General features: G+C 68.4%; 21 protein-coding genes. All 21 read left to right on the top strand.

The window, feature by feature from the left end; all coding sequences use genetic code 11:
* Nucleotide 1: 1 nt before the first annotated feature.
* Nucleotides 2-637: a hypothetical protein gene (locus tag E1742_RS04030; RefSeq protein ID WP_134383664.1), complete on the top strand. Its 636-nt coding sequence runs from the start codon at nucleotides 2-4 to the stop codon at nucleotides 635-637.
* A gap of 47 nt (nucleotides 638-684) precedes the next feature.
* Nucleotides 685-1749 (top strand): type III secretion system cytoplasmic ring protein SctQ, encoded by a 1065-nt coding sequence (sctQ, locus tag E1742_RS04025; protein ID WP_134383663.1) that lies wholly within the window; start codon nucleotides 685-687, stop codon nucleotides 1747-1749.
* Nucleotides 1743-2402 carry a type III secretion system export apparatus subunit SctR gene (gene sctR / locus E1742_RS04020; RefSeq protein WP_134383662.1) on the top strand — a complete coding sequence of 220 codons (660 nt, stop codon included), beginning with the start codon at nucleotides 1743-1745 and terminating at the stop codon, nucleotides 2400-2402. The genes sctQ and sctR overlap by 7 nt, the downstream gene beginning before the upstream one ends.
* 25 nt (nucleotides 2403-2427) lie before the next feature.
* Nucleotides 2428-2691 carry a type III secretion system export apparatus subunit SctS gene (gene sctS, locus E1742_RS04015; protein ID WP_134383661.1) on the top strand — a complete coding sequence of 88 codons (264 nt, stop codon included), beginning with the start codon at nucleotides 2428-2430 and terminating at the stop codon, nucleotides 2689-2691.
* Between the two features lie 9 nt (nucleotides 2692-2700).
* Nucleotides 2701-3507, top strand: a complete 807-nt coding sequence (sctT, locus tag E1742_RS04010) for a type III secretion system export apparatus subunit SctT (RefSeq protein WP_229466506.1) — start codon at nucleotides 2701-2703, stop codon at nucleotides 3505-3507.
* Complete coding sequence (gene sctU, locus E1742_RS04005) at nucleotides 3504-4610, top strand: type III secretion system export apparatus subunit SctU (protein ID WP_134383660.1); 1107 nt, start codon at nucleotides 3504-3506, stop codon at nucleotides 4608-4610. The genes sctT and sctU overlap by 4 nt, the downstream gene beginning before the upstream one ends.
* Nucleotides 4607-5008 (top strand): hypothetical protein, encoded by a 402-nt coding sequence (locus tag E1742_RS04000; RefSeq protein WP_134383659.1) that lies wholly within the window; start codon nucleotides 4607-4609, stop codon nucleotides 5006-5008. The genes sctU and E1742_RS04000 overlap by 4 nt, the downstream gene beginning before the upstream one ends.
* A gap of 70 nt (nucleotides 5009-5078) precedes the next feature.
* The gene (locus E1742_RS03995) at nucleotides 5079-5483 is read left to right on the top strand and encodes an EscF/YscF/HrpA family type III secretion system needle major subunit (protein ID WP_134383658.1); all 405 of its coding nucleotides are present in this window, start codon (nucleotides 5079-5081) and stop codon (nucleotides 5481-5483) included.
* A gap of 4 nt (nucleotides 5484-5487) precedes the next feature.
* Entirely contained in the window at nucleotides 5488-6321 is an 834-nt protein-coding gene (sctJ, locus tag E1742_RS03990) for a type III secretion system inner membrane ring lipoprotein SctJ (protein WP_134383657.1), read from the top strand.
* Complete coding sequence (locus E1742_RS03985; RefSeq protein ID WP_134383656.1) at nucleotides 6318-6911, top strand: hypothetical protein; 594 nt, start codon at nucleotides 6318-6320, stop codon at nucleotides 6909-6911. Before sctJ ends, E1742_RS03985 begins: the two co-directional genes overlap by 4 nt.
* Entirely contained in the window at nucleotides 6908-7507 is a 600-nt protein-coding gene (locus E1742_RS03980) for a FliH/SctL family protein (RefSeq protein ID WP_134383655.1), read from the top strand. The genes E1742_RS03985 and E1742_RS03980 overlap by 4 nt, the downstream gene beginning before the upstream one ends.
* A 58-nt stretch (nucleotides 7508-7565) precedes the next feature.
* Nucleotides 7566-7799 (top strand): hypothetical protein, encoded by a 234-nt coding sequence (locus tag E1742_RS03975; protein WP_134383654.1) that lies wholly within the window; start codon nucleotides 7566-7568, stop codon nucleotides 7797-7799.
* Between the two features lie 4 nt (nucleotides 7800-7803).
* A complete protein-coding gene (locus tag E1742_RS03970; RefSeq protein ID WP_134383653.1) occupies nucleotides 7804-8220 on the top strand; it encodes a hypothetical protein in 417 nt (138 codons plus the stop codon).
* On the top strand, nucleotides 8217-10247 hold the full coding sequence (sctC, locus tag E1742_RS03965; protein ID WP_134383652.1) for a type III secretion system outer membrane ring subunit SctC: 2031 nt from the start codon (nucleotides 8217-8219) through the stop codon (nucleotides 10245-10247). Before E1742_RS03970 ends, sctC begins: the two co-directional genes overlap by 4 nt.
* A 132-nt stretch (nucleotides 10248-10379) precedes the next feature.
* Nucleotides 10380-10982, top strand: a complete 603-nt coding sequence (locus E1742_RS03960; RefSeq protein WP_229466504.1) for a TcpQ domain-containing protein — start codon at nucleotides 10380-10382, stop codon at nucleotides 10980-10982.
* On the top strand, nucleotides 10979-12739 hold the full coding sequence (gene pilN, locus E1742_RS03955; RefSeq protein ID WP_134383651.1) for a PilN family type IVB pilus formation outer membrane protein: 1761 nt from the start codon (nucleotides 10979-10981) through the stop codon (nucleotides 12737-12739). The genes E1742_RS03960 and pilN overlap by 4 nt, the downstream gene beginning before the upstream one ends.
* Nucleotides 12740-12743: 4 nt before the next feature.
* The gene (pilO2, locus tag E1742_RS03950; protein ID WP_134383650.1) at nucleotides 12744-14006 is read left to right on the top strand and encodes a type 4b pilus protein PilO2; all 1263 of its coding nucleotides are present in this window, start codon (nucleotides 12744-12746) and stop codon (nucleotides 14004-14006) included.
* Nucleotides 13996-14505, top strand: coding sequence for a type IV pilus biogenesis protein PilP (gene pilP, locus E1742_RS03945; protein ID WP_134383649.1), 510 nt, complete (start codon nucleotides 13996-13998; stop codon nucleotides 14503-14505). Before pilO2 ends, pilP begins: the two co-directional genes overlap by 11 nt.
* A gap of 86 nt (nucleotides 14506-14591) precedes the next feature.
* Nucleotides 14592-16148: a GspE/PulE family protein gene (locus tag E1742_RS03940; RefSeq protein ID WP_134387993.1), complete on the top strand. Its 1557-nt coding sequence runs from the start codon at nucleotides 14592-14594 to the stop codon at nucleotides 16146-16148.
* Entirely contained in the window at nucleotides 16138-17214 is a 1077-nt protein-coding gene (locus E1742_RS03935) for a type II secretion system F family protein (RefSeq protein WP_134383648.1), read from the top strand. Before E1742_RS03940 ends, E1742_RS03935 begins: the two co-directional genes overlap by 11 nt.
* Before the next feature lie 75 nt (nucleotides 17215-17289).
* On the top strand, nucleotides 17290-17862 hold the full coding sequence (locus E1742_RS03930) for a type 4 pilus major pilin (protein WP_229466502.1): 573 nt from the start codon (nucleotides 17290-17292) through the stop codon (nucleotides 17860-17862).
* The last annotated feature ends 20 nt before the right edge of the window (nucleotides 17863-17882 follow it).

Genomic DNA, 17882 nt, shown 5'->3' with positions numbered 1-17882 from the left:
CATGGCATATCCCATCGGCCCGGCGTTCACGCTGGACCGCCGCATCGAGGCGTTGCTGCCGGCGTCGTCGCCCACGGGGGCGCGGTCGGCGCAAGCGAAGGCGGAGGCGCGCCGGGCCCAGCTGGCCACTCCCGCGCCGCCGCCACCGCCCAGCCGACCCGGCCAGCCTGCAGCACCGCCCGTCATGCCTCGTCCGTCGCGCAAGCCCGGGGAACGGGTAGCACCGCTGCGGGAAGGGACGCGCGAATCGCAGGAAACGGCGCCGGACTGGCGCTGCGACGGCGTGCGCGTCGAGGCACGCGGCGAGCGGCAGCAAAGCCGTGGCGACAGCGACAGCCAGAGCGAAGGCTCGGATATCGCCACCGCGGCTGCCGGCGAAGCGGCGACGGAGGATGAACTGGACAGCCAGCTCATTACCGCGCTGCTGGCGCAGTCGCACGACAGCGGCATGTTCGAAGTGCTGCTGCCGGGTGGCGAGACGCTGGGCGTGGCGGTGGACGTGCGCCCGGAGGCCATCGACTACCTGCTGACACCCCCGTCGGCCGGCCTGGCGGCGCAGTTGCGGGGACGGCAAATGGAACTGGCGGGGCAGCTGGGGCAACGTATAGGCAGAAGCGTCAGGATCACCGTGCTGTAGTTGCGGTTCCCGGCGCGCCCCACAGCCCCAAGCCGACCTGGAACGCGATGCGAACTGCCCACCTGACCATTCCCCCTGACGCCGATGTGCGGCCGCGCCCACTGGCGCGTGAGCGGATCAGCGTCGCCCACGCCGGCCTGACGCTGTTGGTCGGCCGCGGCCTGCACGTGCCGCTTGCCGGCGGCGTCACGCTGGACGTGGCGTTTGCCGGCGCGGAGGTTGCGTCAGAGGACGACGTGGCGCTGGAAGGGCTGCACGGCGCATTGACCCTGCACGCCGGCGTGCCGTTCCTGCTGGCGCTGACGGGCATCGACATTGCCGCCTTCGACACGGCGCCGCCCGCGCAGCGCGACTGGCTGCACGCCAGCCTGCTGGGCCGCCTGGCCGGTTCGCCGTTCGGCGGCATGACGCGGCTGGTGCGCCATCCGGCACCGCTGACGGACGTCCCCGATGCGGCGACCCTGCGCCTGTCGCTGCGCGACGGCAGCCACGCAGTCGGCACGCTGGCAACGGCCGGCGCCGACTGCTGGCATGCGCTGCTGGCCGCCCAGCCGCTGCATCGTACGTTCGTCCCGCTGGACGCTTTTACTTTATTGACCGTCCCGCTGATCGCCCGCATCGCTCGCCATGCCCTGGCGCCGGCCGTGCTGCGCACCTTGCAGGCCGGCGACGTGATCGTGCCGTCGCGGCCTGACGTGGACGTGCATGGCGAGGGCTGGCTGCGCTGCGCCGGCCGGCTCGCGCGGGTGCGCTACGGCCACGCGGGCACGGTTGAAATTCTCTCTCTGGAGTCAGCAATGGAAGCAATGAACGAAACAACGGAAGCGCACGACGAGATGGCCGTCCCGCCAGGCGTGGACGGCGCTGTCCTTGACGTCGCACTCCCGGACATCGACAACACCCCGGTGCGGCTGGAGTTCCGCCTTGGCGCGCTGGCGCTGACCCTGGCCCAATTACGTACGCTGGCACCGGGCGCCATCTTCCAGCTGGACGGCTCGGCCGACGGCGCCATCGCCATCGTCTGCGGCGGCCAGCGGCTGGGCGAGGGCGAGGCCGTGGACGTTGCCGGCCGGCTGGGCATCCGTATCACGCGCTGGGACGTGCCATGCTGAGCGGGAATTACGATGTCGTGTCGTTTTCCGTCATGCTGGCCATGCTGGCGCTGGTGCCACTCATGGTCGTGACGACGACGTCGTTCCTGAAGATCTCGATGGTGCTGCTGGTGCTGCGCAACGCCATCGGCGTGCAGCAGGTGCCGCCCACGCTGGCGATCTACGGTATTTCGCTGGCGCTGTCGCTGTTCGTGATGGCGCCCACCGCGCAGGAAATCGGCCGTCGGGCCACGGCCGCCGTGCCGGCCGCACCCGCCAATGCGCCGACGCCGCTGCTGGCGCGCGCGCAGGACACGTTCGAGCCGATGCGCGCCTTCATGCTCAAGCACAGCAACCCGGACCAGCGCGAACTGTTCCTGGCTTCGGCCCGCAAGCTGTGGCCACCGGACGTGGCGAAGGAAGCACGCTCCAGCGATGCGCTGGTGCTGATCCCGGCGTTTGTCGTGTCGGAGCTGCAGGCGGGCTACGAGATCGGTTTCCTGATCTATATCCCGTTTGTTGTCATCGACCTCCTGATCTCGAACCTCCTGATGGCGCTGGGGATGCAGCAAGTCAGCCCGCAGACGATCACGATCCCCCTGAAGCTGCTGCTGTTCACGCTCGTGGGCGGCTGGGGCAAGCTGCTGAACGCGCTGGCCATGTCCTACGCGTGATCTGCCCTCATAACCGGAGAACCCGATGACCGAAACCCTGACCTTCTTCCAGCAGGGCCTGTGGATGGCCGTGATGCTGTCTGCGCCGCCGTTGATCATCGCCACGCTGTGCGGCGTGACGGTCTCGCTGATCCAGGCCGTGACGCAAATCCAGGACCAGACCTTGCCCTATGTCGTCAAGCTGGTCGCCGTGGCCGTCACGCTGACGGGCATGGGCCGCTGGATCGGCGTCGAACTGCTGCAGCTGACGGAGCTGTCGTTCACGCTGGTGCAGTCGGCCGGACGCTGAGGATCGTTCATGCCCGTGCCGATGGCCCCCGCCTCGCTGCTGCTGGACATGCAGAACGCGCTGATCACGATGGCGCTGATCGCTCCGCGCCTGCTGGTCTGCCTCGTCATCCTGCCCGGTTTCGGCATCAACGTGCTGACGGGGATGGCGAAGAACTGCGCCGCGATGGCCATCGCGCTGCCGGCGGCCCTGCCGACGTTCTATTTCGTGCAGCAGAACGGACCGGATTTTCTCTACTGCGGCCTGCTGATCTTCAAGGAGGCGGCCATCGGCCTGCTGCTGGGTGTTCTGACGGCCATCCCCATGTGGGTGGCGCAGTCGGTCGGCTCGATCCTGGACAGCCAGCGCTCACCCATCCAGATCCAGGCCAACAACGCCAGCGTCGACCGCGATGCCAGCGCCGTGGGCGCAATGCTGATCCAGGCCGTCGTGCTGACGATGGTTCAGGCGGGCCTGTTCCTGGCGCTGGCGCGCATGCTGATCGAAAGCTACGGTACCTGGCCGGCCTGGTCGCTGCTGCCGCCGTACGAACCGGGGCAGATGGGCGAAGTGGTGCGCCGCTTCGCCACGCTGTTCTGGCACATCGTCGTGTACGGCGCGCCCGTCATCATCCCGCTGGTGCTGATCGAATTCGCGTTTGCCATGATCGGCGTGTTCGCGTCCAACCTGCAGGTGTCGTTCGCGTCGGCCCCCATCAAGAGCCTGACCGGCCTGCTGGTGCTGCTGTTGTACTGGCCCACGTTCTCGCACTACGTGGCGGGCGACTTCGCCAACCTGGTGGACATCGTGCCGGAATTGCTGGGGGCCGGCCGATGAGCGACGAAAAGAACGAAGAACCCACAGACAAGAAGATCCAGGACGCGCGCGAGAAGGGGCAGATCGCCGTCAGCCGCGACCTGGCCAAGCTGGTGACGCTGGTGGCCATGGCGGAAACGGCGTTCGCCACCGAACCGCTGTGGCGCGAAGCGATCGAATCGCTGATGACGTTCAGCGTGACGGCGGTCGGCCAGCCGTTCGAAGCGGCTTTGAAGGAAATGGTCACGTCGTCCGTGATCCTGCTGCTGGTCGTGTTCTGCGTCTGCTTCGTCGTCTGCATGGTGTCCGGCGTGGCGGGCCACTGGGGGCAGTTCGGGGTGCTGATCTCAGGCGAGTCGATCGTGCCGAAGTTCGACAAGCTCAATCCCGTCAACGGCATCAAGCAGCTGTTCTCGAAAAAGAAACTGATCGAACTCCTGATCACGGTGGGCAAGGCGGCGCTGATCGGCTGGATGGTCTACCTGCTGGCGCGCAGTGCGTTGCCGGACATCGTGCAGCTGGCCGTGGGCGAACCGAAGGACGTCTACCGCATCTTCTTCCAGCTGATCAGGTCGATCTTCCACACCGTGATCGTCATCTGCCTGTGCCTGGCGCTGGTGGACTTCGCCGTGCAGAAGCACTTCCACCGCAAGGACCTGATGATGGACATGGAGGAGATCAAGCGCGAGTACAAGGAGTCGGAAGGCGACCCGATGGTCAAGGGCCAGCGCCGCCAGCTGGCCAGGCAGTGGGCCAACGAGGCGCCCGTCGCGCGCACGGAGGACGCCAACGCGGTCGTCGTCAATCCGACCCACTTTGCCGTGGCGATGTTCTACGACCCCGCCGAGGCGATGGTGCCGCTGGTGCTGGCCAAGGGCAAGGACGCCACAGCCCACGCGATGATCGAACGGGCCCGCGCGCTGGGTATTCCCGTGATCCGGCACGTCTGGCTGGCGCGCACGCTGTACGCGACCGGCAAGGCCGATACCCCCGTGCCGAAGGCCAGCTACGAGGCCGTCGCCCATGTCTATGCCGTCGTGCAGGAGCTGCTGGCGACGGACGTGCGCGAGGCCGAGCTGGAAAGCCTGGGCGAGCCGCCAGACAGTCATCGGGCCGCACCATGATGAAAAAACCGGAACTGCCGCCGGCACCGCCGCCCTCGGCGGGGCCGCGCCCGACCGCTGTCACGACACCCGCTCCAAAGCCGCCACGGCCCGTACCGCCGGCCAGACTGGAACCGCATGCGCCGGCCGACAACGACCGGCTGTGCGATCCGCCCGTGCGCCATGAGCCGATCATCGGCTCGGGCGACCGCGCGCATCACCTGGCTCTGGTCGCCGGCACCGCAGCGGTCGCGTTGCGGCCACCCCGTGCCGCGACGGCGGAGCGGCTGCAGGCCCTGCGGCCGGCGTCGCGCCAGGCGTGCGAACGGCGCTGCGGCAAGGCCGGACAGTGCGATCCGGCCAGCCCGTTCGGCTGCGGCGGCGAATACTGCCTCGGATTCGAGGGGCGGCTGTATTAAGGAACCTGGCGGTGCCACGCCGCCACCCACCACGGAGCTCCGGCACCGAAACCCAACAGGAGAATTGCAGATGAACGTCAGCGCAGCGGCCACCGCCGTCCCCACCAGCCCCCAGACGGGCTCAGTCACTCAGGTACGCGTGACAACCGACACCCGGACCGTCGAAACGACCGACGCAGCCCAGTTCCAGCAGGCCATGGAACGGCAGCAGCAATCGAATCATCCGCCGGGCGCGCCCCGCGAGCCGTCGCTGGGCCAGGCCATCGCCGGACGCGCGGCAAGCCTGGCGGGCGAGATCAAGAGAGACCAGCAGAACGTGTCGCGGCTGCTGGAGAAGGCGACGGCCACCGGCGATTCGATGAACCTGATGCGCGCGATGCTGGCGCTGAACGACTACCAGCTGCGCGTGCAGACGGTGTCGAAAGTGGTGTCGAAGGCCAGCACGTCCGTCGATTCCCTCACCAAGCTGCAGTAACGCCATGGCCACGGTCTTTCGCCCGCTGCTGCCGGTTCTGCCTGCCGTCCTGCTGGCTGTCATGCTGGCCGGCTGCGGCAAGAACGTCACCCTGCAGGCGCAGTTGCAGGATACCGACGCCAATGAGATCGTGCTGGCGCTGACGGGGGCCGGCATCGTCGTCAACAAGCACCAGGACAAGACGGGTGTCAGCCTGCAGGTGGCGGAAGCGGACATCCCCCGGGCCACCGCCGTCATGCAGGCGGCCGGCCTGCCGCGCCGCAACCGCTCCAACCTGGGCGAGGTATTCAAGAAGCAGGGAATGATCTCGTCGCCGATGGAGGAGCGCATCCGCTATCTGCACGGCCTGTCCGAGGAACTGGAGGCGACGCTGCAGCAGTTCGACAACGTCGTGTCGGCGCGCGTGCACGTGGTGCTGCCGGAACGGATCGCGCCGGGCGAGCCGATCCAGCCGTCGTCCGCGGCCGTTTTCATCAAGTACCGCATGCCGCTGGACGAGGATGCGATCACGCCGCGCGTGCGGCGGCTGGTGGCGTCAAGCATCCCCGGCCTGGTCGGGGAAGATGGCCGCAGCAAGGTCACCGTCGTCATGACGCCGGCCGAGGCGCCGCCGCGCGCCGTGGAATGGACGATGGTGGGGCCGTTCAAGATCGAGGCCGAATCGGCCACGCCGCTGCTGTCCACGCTGCTCGGCATGGCCGCGCTGATCGTCGCCGGACTGGGCTACGCCGGCCTCAACGTGGCGCGGCGCCATCCCGCCATTGCACGCATGCTGGCGCAGCGCGCGGCGAAGCGCGCTGCCAAGCAGGGCGACGCCGTCGCGGGAGCGGCGGGATGAGCGCACCGGACGTCCGTCCGCTGAGCGACGGCTTTCTCGACTGGTGGTTCGCGCCCTGGGCGCTGGGCGGCGAGCCGCCCGGATTCGCGCGCCACGCCGGTCCGTTGGCTCGGCGCCACGGCTATCGGTTGTGGTGCGACGCCGCCGGTATCCCGGCCGACCTGCCGGTATCGTTCGACAGCGGCTGGCAGGCGGCCGCATCGGCCGACGCCGCACTGCTGCGCCGCGCTGCCGGTCTTTACGCGGCGATGCTGGCTGTCCGCACGGGCCGGCAGGGGGCGTTGGCGGCGCAGCCGCAAGGCGAACGGCGCTGGTGCATGGGCATTGCCGCCACCCAGCCCTTGCAGGCGCTGACCGAGCCCGGCCCGGCAACCTCGCTGGAGAATTGGGGGCTGGCGGAACTGGCCGTTGCCCTTGACACGGAGTTCGCGGGGCTCTGGCCTCGGCTGCGCATCGTGCTGGGGTCGGGCGAAGCCGATTTCGCGCGCACGGCCGGCATTGCCACGCCGGCGGCTGCAGTCCGCCGGCTGCGCTGCTGGCGCCTGTGCTTCGACCGGGCAGCACAAACCGACATGAAGGAGGCGGCATGACGACATTCTGCGTGGCGCGGCTGGCACCGGCGCCCGACCTGCTGACAACCGACGGCGTATTGCGCGCGGCAAGCCTGGGTGCCACGGCCGACGCGCACGCGCTGGCGTCGGGCATCGTGGCGGCGGCGCAGGCCGAACGCGCCGAGTTGCTGGCCGCCGCCGCCGAGGAGGCGCGTCTGGCGCTGGCGCATGCCCAGGCGCAGGTGCTGGCCGAGGGCACGGCCCTGCTGGACGGCCTGCGTGCGGCGGCGCAGGACCTGTGCGGGCGCGCCGAGGACATCGTCACGGACCTGGCGCGGCAGCTTTACGAGCGCCTGGTGCTGGAGACGGCGCCTCAGGATCGCCTGACGGCCAGCTATCGCCGCCTGCTGCAGGAGGCGCCGCCGCGGCTGGTAAATGCGGTGCTGCGTGTGCATCCGGACGAGCTGTCGCTGGCCGAAGGGTGGGAATGGCCCGCCAAGGGCGATGCCGCGTTGCCACGGGGCGCGTGCCGGCTGGAGGCCGACAGCGGGCAGTGGCGCGCCGACTTCAGTGCGGCGGCCAGCGCATTGTCGGACGCGCTGGGCGAACTGAAAGCCGGGTCGCGACACTCATAAGGACAAGCGGTGCCTTTTCCAGGCATCGTCTCTTGCAACCATTGAAGCGGAGTGTCCCATGTCCAGCAATCAGAACCCCGTGCTGCAGTCCCTGCGGTCGCTGACAAGAAAATTCGACGACAGTACCGACGGTATCGCCGACTTCCAGCGCCGCCAGACCAACGGCGAACAGCCCGACCCGCAGGAGTTTACGCGGCTGCTCGAAGTGCAGTCCGTCACGCACAGCGCGATGAACGCCCAATTCAGCCTGCTGCAGAAGCCCCTGAAAACGGTTCTCAACGAGACCCGCTAGTCACATGAGCGATCAACTGGAGCTCTGGCTGGCGGCGCTGCCCGTGGACGAAGCCGTCGTCGTGGATGGCGAGACGGTCTGGCTGCGGCCGCACCCGCACGGCGCCGAACCGGGTGCCGAACTGGGTGTCGTTCTGCTGCGCCAGTTCACCCCGGCGCAGCTGGAAGAAGCGGCCCGTGCCGGCTTCCACACCGCACGCCAGTTCGGTGCCGGCCTGGCCGTCCAGGACGATGCGCTTGTGCTGAACCGCTGGCTCGCTGGCGTGGACGGCTGGCTTGACGCGGCCGGTGCGCTGGAGGATATCCTGAACCAGAGCGCCCTGTGGCGCGCGTGGCTGGCACCCGGCCGGCCGCGCCGGGAAGAGGGCGTCAGCGCGCAGGAACAGCGCATCCGGGCCCGTTTCACCGGGGGCTTGCCATGATGCGCCGCGCGCTGGCCGCGGCGCTGGCCGCCGCCGTGCTGCTGGTCCAGCCGGCGCTGGCGGCCCCGCCGGCCAGCTGGAAGGCCAGCGGCCTGTCGATCGATGCGGCCAACCTGCGCCTGAAAGACGTGCTGGAGCAGTTCGCCCAGGTCTACGACGTGCGCCTGGCCCTCGACATCAAGACCAATCCCGTGCTAAAGGGCCGCGTCAAGGCAGATAACGGCCTTGACTTCCTCAACCGGCTGGCGCAGGCCCACCCGTTTCGCTGGTTTGTCTACAACGACACGCTGCACATCGTGCCGGCCGACGACAATATCTCGCTGCGCCTGGAAGTGGGCGACGATGCCGTCGCGGACGCCAAGGCGGCGATGGTCGGCGTGGGCCTGTACGACGAACGTTTCGGCTGGGGCGAGCTGCCCGATACCGGCACCGTCATCGTCAGCGGCCCGCGTTCCTACGTCCACCTGGCGCGCGACATCCTGATGCCGGACACCCGCAAGGCCGATTCGAAGGCCCGCCGCGTGATGATGTTCCGCCTGAAGTATGCCAGCGTCAGCGACCGGGTGATCAATGCGCGCGGCCAGACCGAGACCATCCCCGGCGTCAAGACGATACTCACCAATCTGCTGTTCGGTTCGCAGGGCGGCGAAAAGCTGGCCGACGTGCCGGCGGTGGACATGGGCAGCAACAAGCGCTCGCGCCGCGCGCGGGTCGAGGCGGGCGAGACGCGCCAGGTATCGGGCGGTGCGCCGCCGTTCCTGCCGATCTTCGGCCAGCCGGCCGGTGGCGGCGCTGCCGCGCATGCGGCGGCAGGCACCGCGGACAGCCAGGGCGGGGAGCGGCGCGAAGCCGCGCCGCGCGCCACCGAGGAAAGGGGCCGGCCCCGCATCGAGGCCAATCCGGCGCTGAACGCCATCCTGATCTACGACACGGGCGACAAGCGCGCCATGTATGCGTCGTTGATCGCCGAACTGGACGTGCAGCCGCAGCAGATCGAGATCGAGGCGCTGATCGTCGACATGGACCGCAGCAAGCTGGCCGAGATGGGCGTCGAATGGGGTGTGCGCGCCGGCGCCGTCGATACGGTCGTCAACGGCACGGCCGCCACGTCGCTGGGCGCCGCGCTGCCGGTGGCCGGCGCCACGCTGCTGATCAGCGACGCCGCGCGCTTCTACGCCCGCCTGAAAGCCCTGGAGTCGAAAGGCGAGGCGCGCGTGCTGGCCACGCCGACGGTCCTGACGATCGATAACGTGGCGGCGGTGCTGGACCTGAGCCAGAGTTCCTATGTGTCGCTGGTGGGCGAACGGGTGGCCGATCTGGCCGACATCACCGCCGGCACGATGCTGCGCGTGATCCCGCGCATCATCCGCGAAGGCGCCGACACGCGCGTGCGGCTGGAAGTCGATATCGAGGACGGCTCGCTCGACAGTCCGACGGCGGCCGGCGGCAAGGGGGGCAACGGCAACGTCAACGTCACCCGTTCCACCATCAGCACGCAGGCCATCATCGACTCGCAGCAGACCCTGATGATCGGCGGGTACCGCGCCGAACGCCTGTCGCGTGACAAGCAGAAGGTGCCGGTACTGGGCGACTTGCCGCTGTTCGGTGGCCTATTCCGCACCGAGAGCACGTCCAGCAGCACGCGCGAGCGGCTGTTTCTCATCACACCCCGGCTGTCCGGCACGGGCGGGGTGGCGGCGCCGGCGAGTTCCGCGGCATCCGCCCGGGCGCAGGCTGTAGCGCGGGGGCGGGCCATCATCGCCGCCGCCGAGGGGAACACCACCGCGCCGACACCGGTACCGGCGCCCGTACCGGTCAGGCGGCAGGAAGAAGTACGCGAGCCGGTGCCGCCCCTGAAACCGCTGTTGCCGCTGCCGGCGCCACGCTCGCCCACCCGCCGTGCCGATGCCGATGGCGCGGTGCCGCTGCCGCCTGGCGCACCGCCCCGCGCCGCCGAGAAATCTGCCGCCGCGGGCGGTTCGCCGTGGGCGCTGATCCCGGCCGCCGCATCCTCGCGGGGCCGCTGACCCTTGCGAAACCCGCACCAGTGGCGGCGATGAGTTTTGTTGAGAATCTTTTATCCCCGTTTCGTTATTATTTCTGACACATGGAGCGCGGCGCCCGCGCCGCCTCCCTCGATTGCGAACAGGAGAATCCTTTTGTACTTCACAACCGCATGTCCCGGCACCGGCCCGTTCGCGATGCAACCCGCAAGCGGGGGCGCCGCACCGCTGCGCTGCCGTGCCGCCGCCATCGTGCTGCTGGTCGCGCTGGCCACCGTGGCCGTGCCGCGCCAGGCAGGCGCCGTGAACTCGCTGCTGCCACCGGAAGGACCGGCCGCACCGCCCCGGGTGGCGGTGGAAGCGCCGAAAGGCGATACCGCCGCCCGGTCGAAAGCGCGCAAATCGAACCGCCGCAAGGCCGCCGTCGAAAAAGCGACGATCGTGACAACCTCGGCGGCCGTGGCAGCCAGCCCGGTCGCGGCCCCGGCGCCGGCGGCCGGCAACGACCGCTGGGACATCGTCGTTGCCGACCGCACGCTCAACGCGGCACTGGCCCGCTGGGCGGCCGCGGCGGGGTGGCAGCTGCTGTGGGAGCTGCCGGTCGATTACGCGGTGCAGGCCCAGACCACCGTTCCCGGCAAGTTCGAGGATGCGGTGACGGTCGTCGTCAACAGCATGGAAGGCGCGGAGATCCCAATGAAGGCAATTTTCTATAGTGGTAACAAGGTATTGCGCATCATGGCCAAGGGGGCGCAATGAACCGCGCCGTCCATCCTTTCGCGCCACGGCGCGGCATCGCGGCCGCCGTTGCCGGTATCCTGATGCTGGGCGGCTGCTCGCCGCTGGCGGAGCGCATCGACGGCAATGCCGACGAAGCGGAGACCAAGACGTCGGGCCTGATGCGTGACGTGGGCCGCGCGGCGCCGGGCGCGGTCGTGGCCTCGTCGCCGCTGGTCTCGTACGACAGCGGCATCTGGCTGGGCAAGAACGTCATCAAGCTGAGCGAAGCGCCGCTGCCGCCGATCTTCTACCAGCCGGCCACGTTCGACCGCAGCATCGCATCGCTGTCGGAACTGGCCGAGCGCCTGACCTTGCGCTCGGGGATCCCGAGCCGGGTCAACGCCGATGCCCAGGCCATCGCGGCCGAAGCGTTCCGGCGCGGCGGACGCAGCGCGCCGGCGCTCAAGGCGCCAGCGGGCGTACCGCCACTGAGCCTGCCGCCCGGCGCTCCGGGAATGCCGGGCGACGCTGCGGCGGGCGATAACGCCTCCCGCACGGGCGCCGCCACACCCAAGGCCACGTTCCAGGTCGAGCCGGGCGGCGGCGGCGTGCGCATCACGTATGCCAACGGCTCGTTCAAGGGCCTGCTCGATACGGCGGCCGCGCGCTTCGGCGTGTCGTGGAAGTACGCGGACGGTACAATCCAGTTCTTCCACACGCAGGCCCGTACGTTCCAGATCAATGCCGTTCCGGGCGACTCCACGTTCACGGCCAGCGTGACGAGCGGCGCCGCGTCCACCGGCGGCGTTTCCGGGGGCAGCGGCGGGGGTGGCGGTGGCGGTTCCGGCGGCAGCAGTGCCGGCAGCGCCGTCTCGGCCAGCAACAGCCAGAACACGGGGGTGGCGTCGAAGCTGTCCGTCTACACGGGCATCGAAAACGCGATCAAGGTGATGCTGTCACCACACGGCAAGGTGCTGGCTTCGCCGGCGACCGGGGCGATCACGGTGGTGGACACGCCCGATTCGCTCGACCGCATCGCCAGCTATATCGACAACGAGAACAAGGCGCTGTCGCGCCAGATCGTCATCAACGTGACGGTGCTGTCCGTGAGCCTGAACCGCGGCGACGAATACGGCATCGACTGGAACCTCGTCTACAAGGGACTCGACCGCCGCTTCGGCATCAAGAACACGTTTGCCGACAGCAGCACCAATGCGGTCGGCTTCTCGGCGGCCATCATGGGCAATTCGAAGTTCTCCGGCAGCGACGTGATGGTCAAGGCGCTGTCCGACCAGGGCAAGGTGCGGCGCCAGACGACGGCCTCCGTCGTCACGCTGAACAACCAGCCGGTGCCCGTGCAGGTGGCGCGCCAGACGACGTACCTGCAAAGCTCGCAGACGTCCATCGTGGCGCAGGTGGGCACGACGTCGTCGCTGATTCCGGGAGTCGTCACGTCCGGCTTCAACATGAGCATCCTGCCGCACGTGCTGACCAACGGCACGGTGATGCTGCAGTTCTCGATCGACATCTCCACGTTGCGCGGCATCCGCACCATTGTCAGCAACGGCAACCGTATCGAATCGCCGGAACTCGACACGCGCAACTTCCTGCAGCGCGTATCGATGAAGTCGAGCGAGACGCTCGTCATCAGCGGCTTCGAGCAGACCGACGAAAACGTCGACAACCGCGGTGTCGGATCGCCGAGGAACATGCTGCTGGGCGGTGGCGTCAAGGCCAACAGCAACAAGGAAGTGATCGTCATGCTGATCACGCCGGTGGCCGTGTCGGGTGCCTGAGGCCATGGCCATCCATATCACCCAGATCGGCAAGCATCGCTTCGTCTGCGGCCTGTTCTGGCAGTCGCTGTCGCGGCCGCGCGAACTGCAGCGCGAAGCGGCCGATCTGGGCAAGAAGATCGCGTCCGACCTCGTCGTCGTGCGGCGCGACCAGACCACGGCGCAGGCGGGCTTCGCGCAAAGCAGCGACGGCGCCAGCCGTGCGCTGTATTCGCTGGCTGCGGCCGTGTCGAAGACGCTGGCGCTGGAAGGCGCCTGGTACGACGGCCTGCAACAGCCCGTGCACAACTGGCTGGGCGCGCTGCGGCTGGCGGACGGCAAGTGGGCCTACTTCGCCGTGCGCGACGCGAACTTCCTGCCCAACGGCGACTTCGTCGGCAGCCGGGAAGAAGTGCTGGACCGCCTGCACACGGATTACGCGCTGGGCGGCTGGAACGTCGTGATCGGCGACGCCGAACTGGAGAACCAGGGCTTCCACAACTTCAACGCGCGCGATCTGGACAGCCTGCTGCCGCGTCGCAAGGATGGCAGCGTCAGGCTGCACTCGTGGTGGCGGCTGCGCCAGATCAACGCACGCACGGCGCCGTGGAAGCTGATCGCCGCCGGCGCGGCCATTGCCGCCGTGGGCGGCGCTGGCCTGTACTGGCAGGCGTGGCACGCGCGCCAGGAAGCGCTGCGCCAGGAAGAGATGTTCGCGGCGCAGCGCCGCCTGATCCAGCAGCAGGCCGTCCAGGCCAAGCCGTGGGCGACCCTGCCGGCACCGGCCGCCGCGTTGCGCGCCTGTACCGACAATCTGGTCGAACTGACGCCGGGCGGATGGCTGCTGGACGAATACGTGTGCGAGCGCGAGCAGCTGCGCTATGCCTGGTCGCGCCGCGCATCGACCATCGCCATGCTGCGCGCGATGGTACCGGCGGCCCAGGTGGACGCGGGGGGCGACCGCGCCACGCTAGTCACGCCGCGCAAGCCGGCAAGGCCGCACGAGGCGGAAGCGCTGCTGGCGGAACAGGATGTGGTGGATGCCGTGATGTCGCGCCTGCAGGGTGTTGGTATCGCGTTCAAGGTGGTGCGCAAGAAGCCGCCCCCACCGGTGCCCGGCCAGGTCGCCGCGGCCGAGCCCTGGCAAACATTCAATTTTGCGCTGGACGCGGGCGGTATCGAGCCGCAGCAGATCGGCGCGTTGCTGGACCAGCCCGGCGTGCGGGTCGAGAAGGCGACGTACAAGGGCATGAGCTGGATAATCGAAGGAGTGATTTATGCGAAATGATAGCCCCATCAAGATGGCGCTGGCCGGCCTGCTAGCCGTGACTGCCGGTGCGGCACTGGCGCAGACGACGGCCGCCAGCCTGACCCGGATCGAGGCTGAAACGCTGCTGCTGAAGGCGCGCGAGAAGCAGCTGGAAGTGCAGTCTTCCATCATCGCGAAGCAGAACGAGATCGCGGCCAAGCAGGCGATGGGCGTGGCGATCAGCCAGCCGCCCGTCGTCGGCCAGCCGGTGGTGCGCGCCATCGAGGGCCTGGGCAAGACGCTGTACGCCACGCTGGAGATGTCCGATGGCAGCCAGATCGACGTGCAGGCCGGCACGGTGCTCCCGAACGGCATGCGCATCGTGGCCGTGGAGCCGAACGCCGTGCTGGCCCAGGCGCCCGGCAAGAAGCGCGTGCGCCTGGCTGGCTTCACGCAGAACAGCACGGAATTCAATCCGAACTATCCGAGCCCGGGCCTGGCGCTGCCGATGCCCGCCAGCCGCGGAGTAGTGCGATGACTTTGCAGCTGGCCAGGCAGGCCGCTGCCGTGCTGTCGCCTTCGCGCGCCAGCATTGCCGGCCTGCCGGCGGAAACGGGAGGCGACATGACGGATTTCGGACACGCCCAGGTGCGCAGCCATGCCGGCTCTTTCGAAGCCAGTGCGGAGGAACGCAAGCTGCTTTGCCTGCTGGAGGACGGCCGCCTGCTGGTGGCCGACGGCCAGCACCTGAACCCGCACGTGCTGTCGTACCAGGCACGCTTGCAGCGGATGGGCTGCCCGTTCAGCGTGGTCTACGTGCGCATCGAAACGATCCGCCGGCTCAATCACAGCACGCCCGGCGTGCAGCTGGACCGGCACCAGGAACACTCGATGATGCAGGTGACGGCCAAGGACCTCCTGAGCCGCGCCTGCCAGGCGCGCGCGTCGGACATCCATATCCGCGTGCGCAAGGCCAGCACGGAGATCCACTTCCGCGTCCACAACGACCTGGTGCCGATGGGCGGCCAGACCCGCGAATACGGCGAGCGCCTGCTGGCGACGCTGTACGGCGCCATGACGTCCGTTTCCGACAGCTCGTATAAGCCGTCGGAGCGGCAGGATGCCAGCATCGCCGACAGGGACAAGCTGCCACCCGGCCTGTACGGCGTGCGCATCGCCACCGTGCCGACCAGCGAAGGCACGCTGATGGTGCTGCGCCTGCTGTACAACGATGCCGGCGACAACGTCGACCTGCATCCGCTCGGCTTCAGCCCCGCCCACGTGGCCGTGCTGCAGCAGCTCAAGGAACAGCCGATCGGCCTGAACATCATCAGCGGCCCGACGGGTTCGGGCAAGTCGACGACGTTGCAGCGCGTACTGTCCGGGGAGCTGCTGGAAGCCTGCGGCCGGCTGCACGTGCTGACGGTGGAAGACCCGGTGGAATATCCGATCGACGGCGCCGTGCAGACGTCCGTCACGAACGCCGGCTCGGAAGAGGAACGGGCGCGCCTGTTCGCGGCGGCCATCTCGAACGCCATGCGGCTGGATCCGGACACGATCATGATCGGCGAGGTGCGCGACCGCGCCTCGGCCCAGAACGCGCTACGCGCGGCGATGACGGGCCACCAGGTCTGGACGACGGTGCATGCGAACAGCGCGATGGGCATCGTCGACCGGCTGCTGGACCTGGGGCTGCCAACCAGCCTGGTGGCCGACCATACCGTCATCACGGGCCTGATCAGCCAGCGCCTCGTCAAGGCGCTGTGCCCCGAATGCAAGGTGCCTCTGACGGCCGTGCCGGGCGCGCTGGCGCCGGCGCTGCTGGAGCGGGTGCGCCAGGTGATACCGGACCTGCGCCAGGTGTTCCTGACGGGTCCCGGCTGCCCGCACTGCGGCGGCCACGGCACGATCGGCCGCACCGTCATCGCCGAGATGATCGTGCCGGACGACCAGTTCTTCCGCTATATCCGCCTGGGCGAGAAAAGCGCGGCGCTGGCGTACTGGCTGCAGGAACTGCAGGGCCGCACGATCGTCGATCACGCCATCGACAAAGTGGCGGCGGGGCTGATCGATCCGCGCATGGCGGAGAAGGTCATCGGCCACCTGACGCTCAGCGTTGGGCAGCCCACGCGGCGGCTGCAGGTGGTGGGCGAAGTGACGGGGGGGCGCGATGCGCGTTGACGTCAACCGCTGGTGGGCCCGCACGCAGTTTTCCGACACGGTGCGCCTGCGCCTGTACCGCAAGATCGCCAAGATGCTGGCCAGCGGCCTGCCGCTGCTGAAGATCCTGGAAGACCTGCGCAAGCGCGCTTCGGATAACGAGCGCAAGCCGAACGATCCGCTGGCGCTGGTGCTGGACGACTGCCGCCGCATGGTGCAGAACGGCCACCTGCTGTCGGACGGCCTGGCGTGGTGGGTGCCGCGCACGGAACAGATGATCATCATGGCCGGCGAGCAGTCCGGCCGTCTCGAGTCGACCCTGCTGGCCGTCGTCGACGTGGTGCAGGCGGGGCGCAAGATCAAGGGCGTCATCGTCGGCGGCGTCGCGTATCCGCTGGCCGTGCTGGCGCTGACGGCAGGCTATGTCTGGATGTTCGGCACCCGCGTCATCCCGCAGTTCACGCAGATGATGGACCCCAACCTGTGGCATGGCACGGCGCGTTCGCTGTACCTGATGTCGCTGTGGGTGCAGAACTGGATGCTGCCCAGCGTTGTACTGATGCTGGCGCTGCTCGCCGGGCTGTTCGTGTCGATGCCGCTGTGGCGCGGCGACGCGCGCGTGTTTGCCGACCGCTTTGCGCCGTATTCGATCTACCGGCTGGTTGTCGGCAGCGGCTTCCTGATGGCGTTTTCCGCCCTGCAGTCTGCCGGCGTGACGGTGGAGAAGTCGCTGCTGCGGCTATCCGGCATGGCGCAGCCGTGGCTGCGCGAGCGGCTCGACGGCGCGCTGCTGGGCGTGCGCTCCGGCCTCAATTGCGGCGAGGCGCTGAGGAATGCCGGGTACGTGTTCCCGTCGCGCGAGGTGATCGACGACCTGTGCGTCTACGCCGAATACAAGGGCTTTTCCGAAGCGTTGAAGCTGCTGGCGGCCGAATGGATGGAGGAGGGCGTCGAGACGATCACCCTGCGCATGAAGGTGCTGAACGGCTTTGCCATCGTCACCCTGGCGCTGGTCATCGCGTGGCTCGTCACGGGCTTCTTCGGCATCCAGCAGGAAATCGCGGCCATGGCGCGCGCGGTGCGGTAACGATTTTTTGCAGGACCAATTTTGCAGGACCCTTTGGCAGTTATCAACCCAACCCATGAAATCCGGAGTCAGATCATGAACAGCATGCACCAACAACGTAAATCCGCCGGCGCCATCGATCAGGTCAAGCGGCCAGTCGGCGCACAGCGGCAGCGCGGCGCTTCGCTGCTGGAGGCGATTGCTTATCTGGGCATTGCAGCCGTTGTCGTCCTGGGCGCCGTGTCGCTGCTCAATGGGGCGTTCGGCAGCGCCAAGTCTAACCAGCTAAGCGAAGAGGTGGTGGCACTGCGCACGGCGGTGCGCAAGCTGTATATGGGGCAGTCGTATCCGGTGGCTAGTTTGATTCCCAGCCTGATTCTGGCCAATGCCGTGCCGGCGACGCTCGCCCGCGGCACCGCTGCCGGCACGCTGAGCAACAGTTGGGGAGGCGCAGTCACTGTCGCGGGAACCGCGACTGGCTTCACGATCACCTATAACGCAATACCGCAGGATGTCTGCATCAACCTGATCAGCGGCGCGAGTGGTTGGACGGCGATCGTGCAGGGACAAAATTCGCTGACGACGTTTCCGGCAACGGTGGCAAATGCCACCACGCTGTGCAGCGTGACTACCGTTGCAGGCAACACCGTCGCGTTTTCCGCGTCCTGACGTACCGACCGTAACCGGAA

Origin of the sequence: Pseudoduganella plicata (genome assembly GCF_004421005.1) — a bacterium.
GTDB lineage: Bacteria > Pseudomonadota > Gammaproteobacteria > Burkholderiales > Burkholderiaceae_D > Rugamonas > Rugamonas plicata.
Note: the sequence above shows the minus strand (reverse complement) of the source record. Positions and strands in the feature narration are given on the sequence as shown.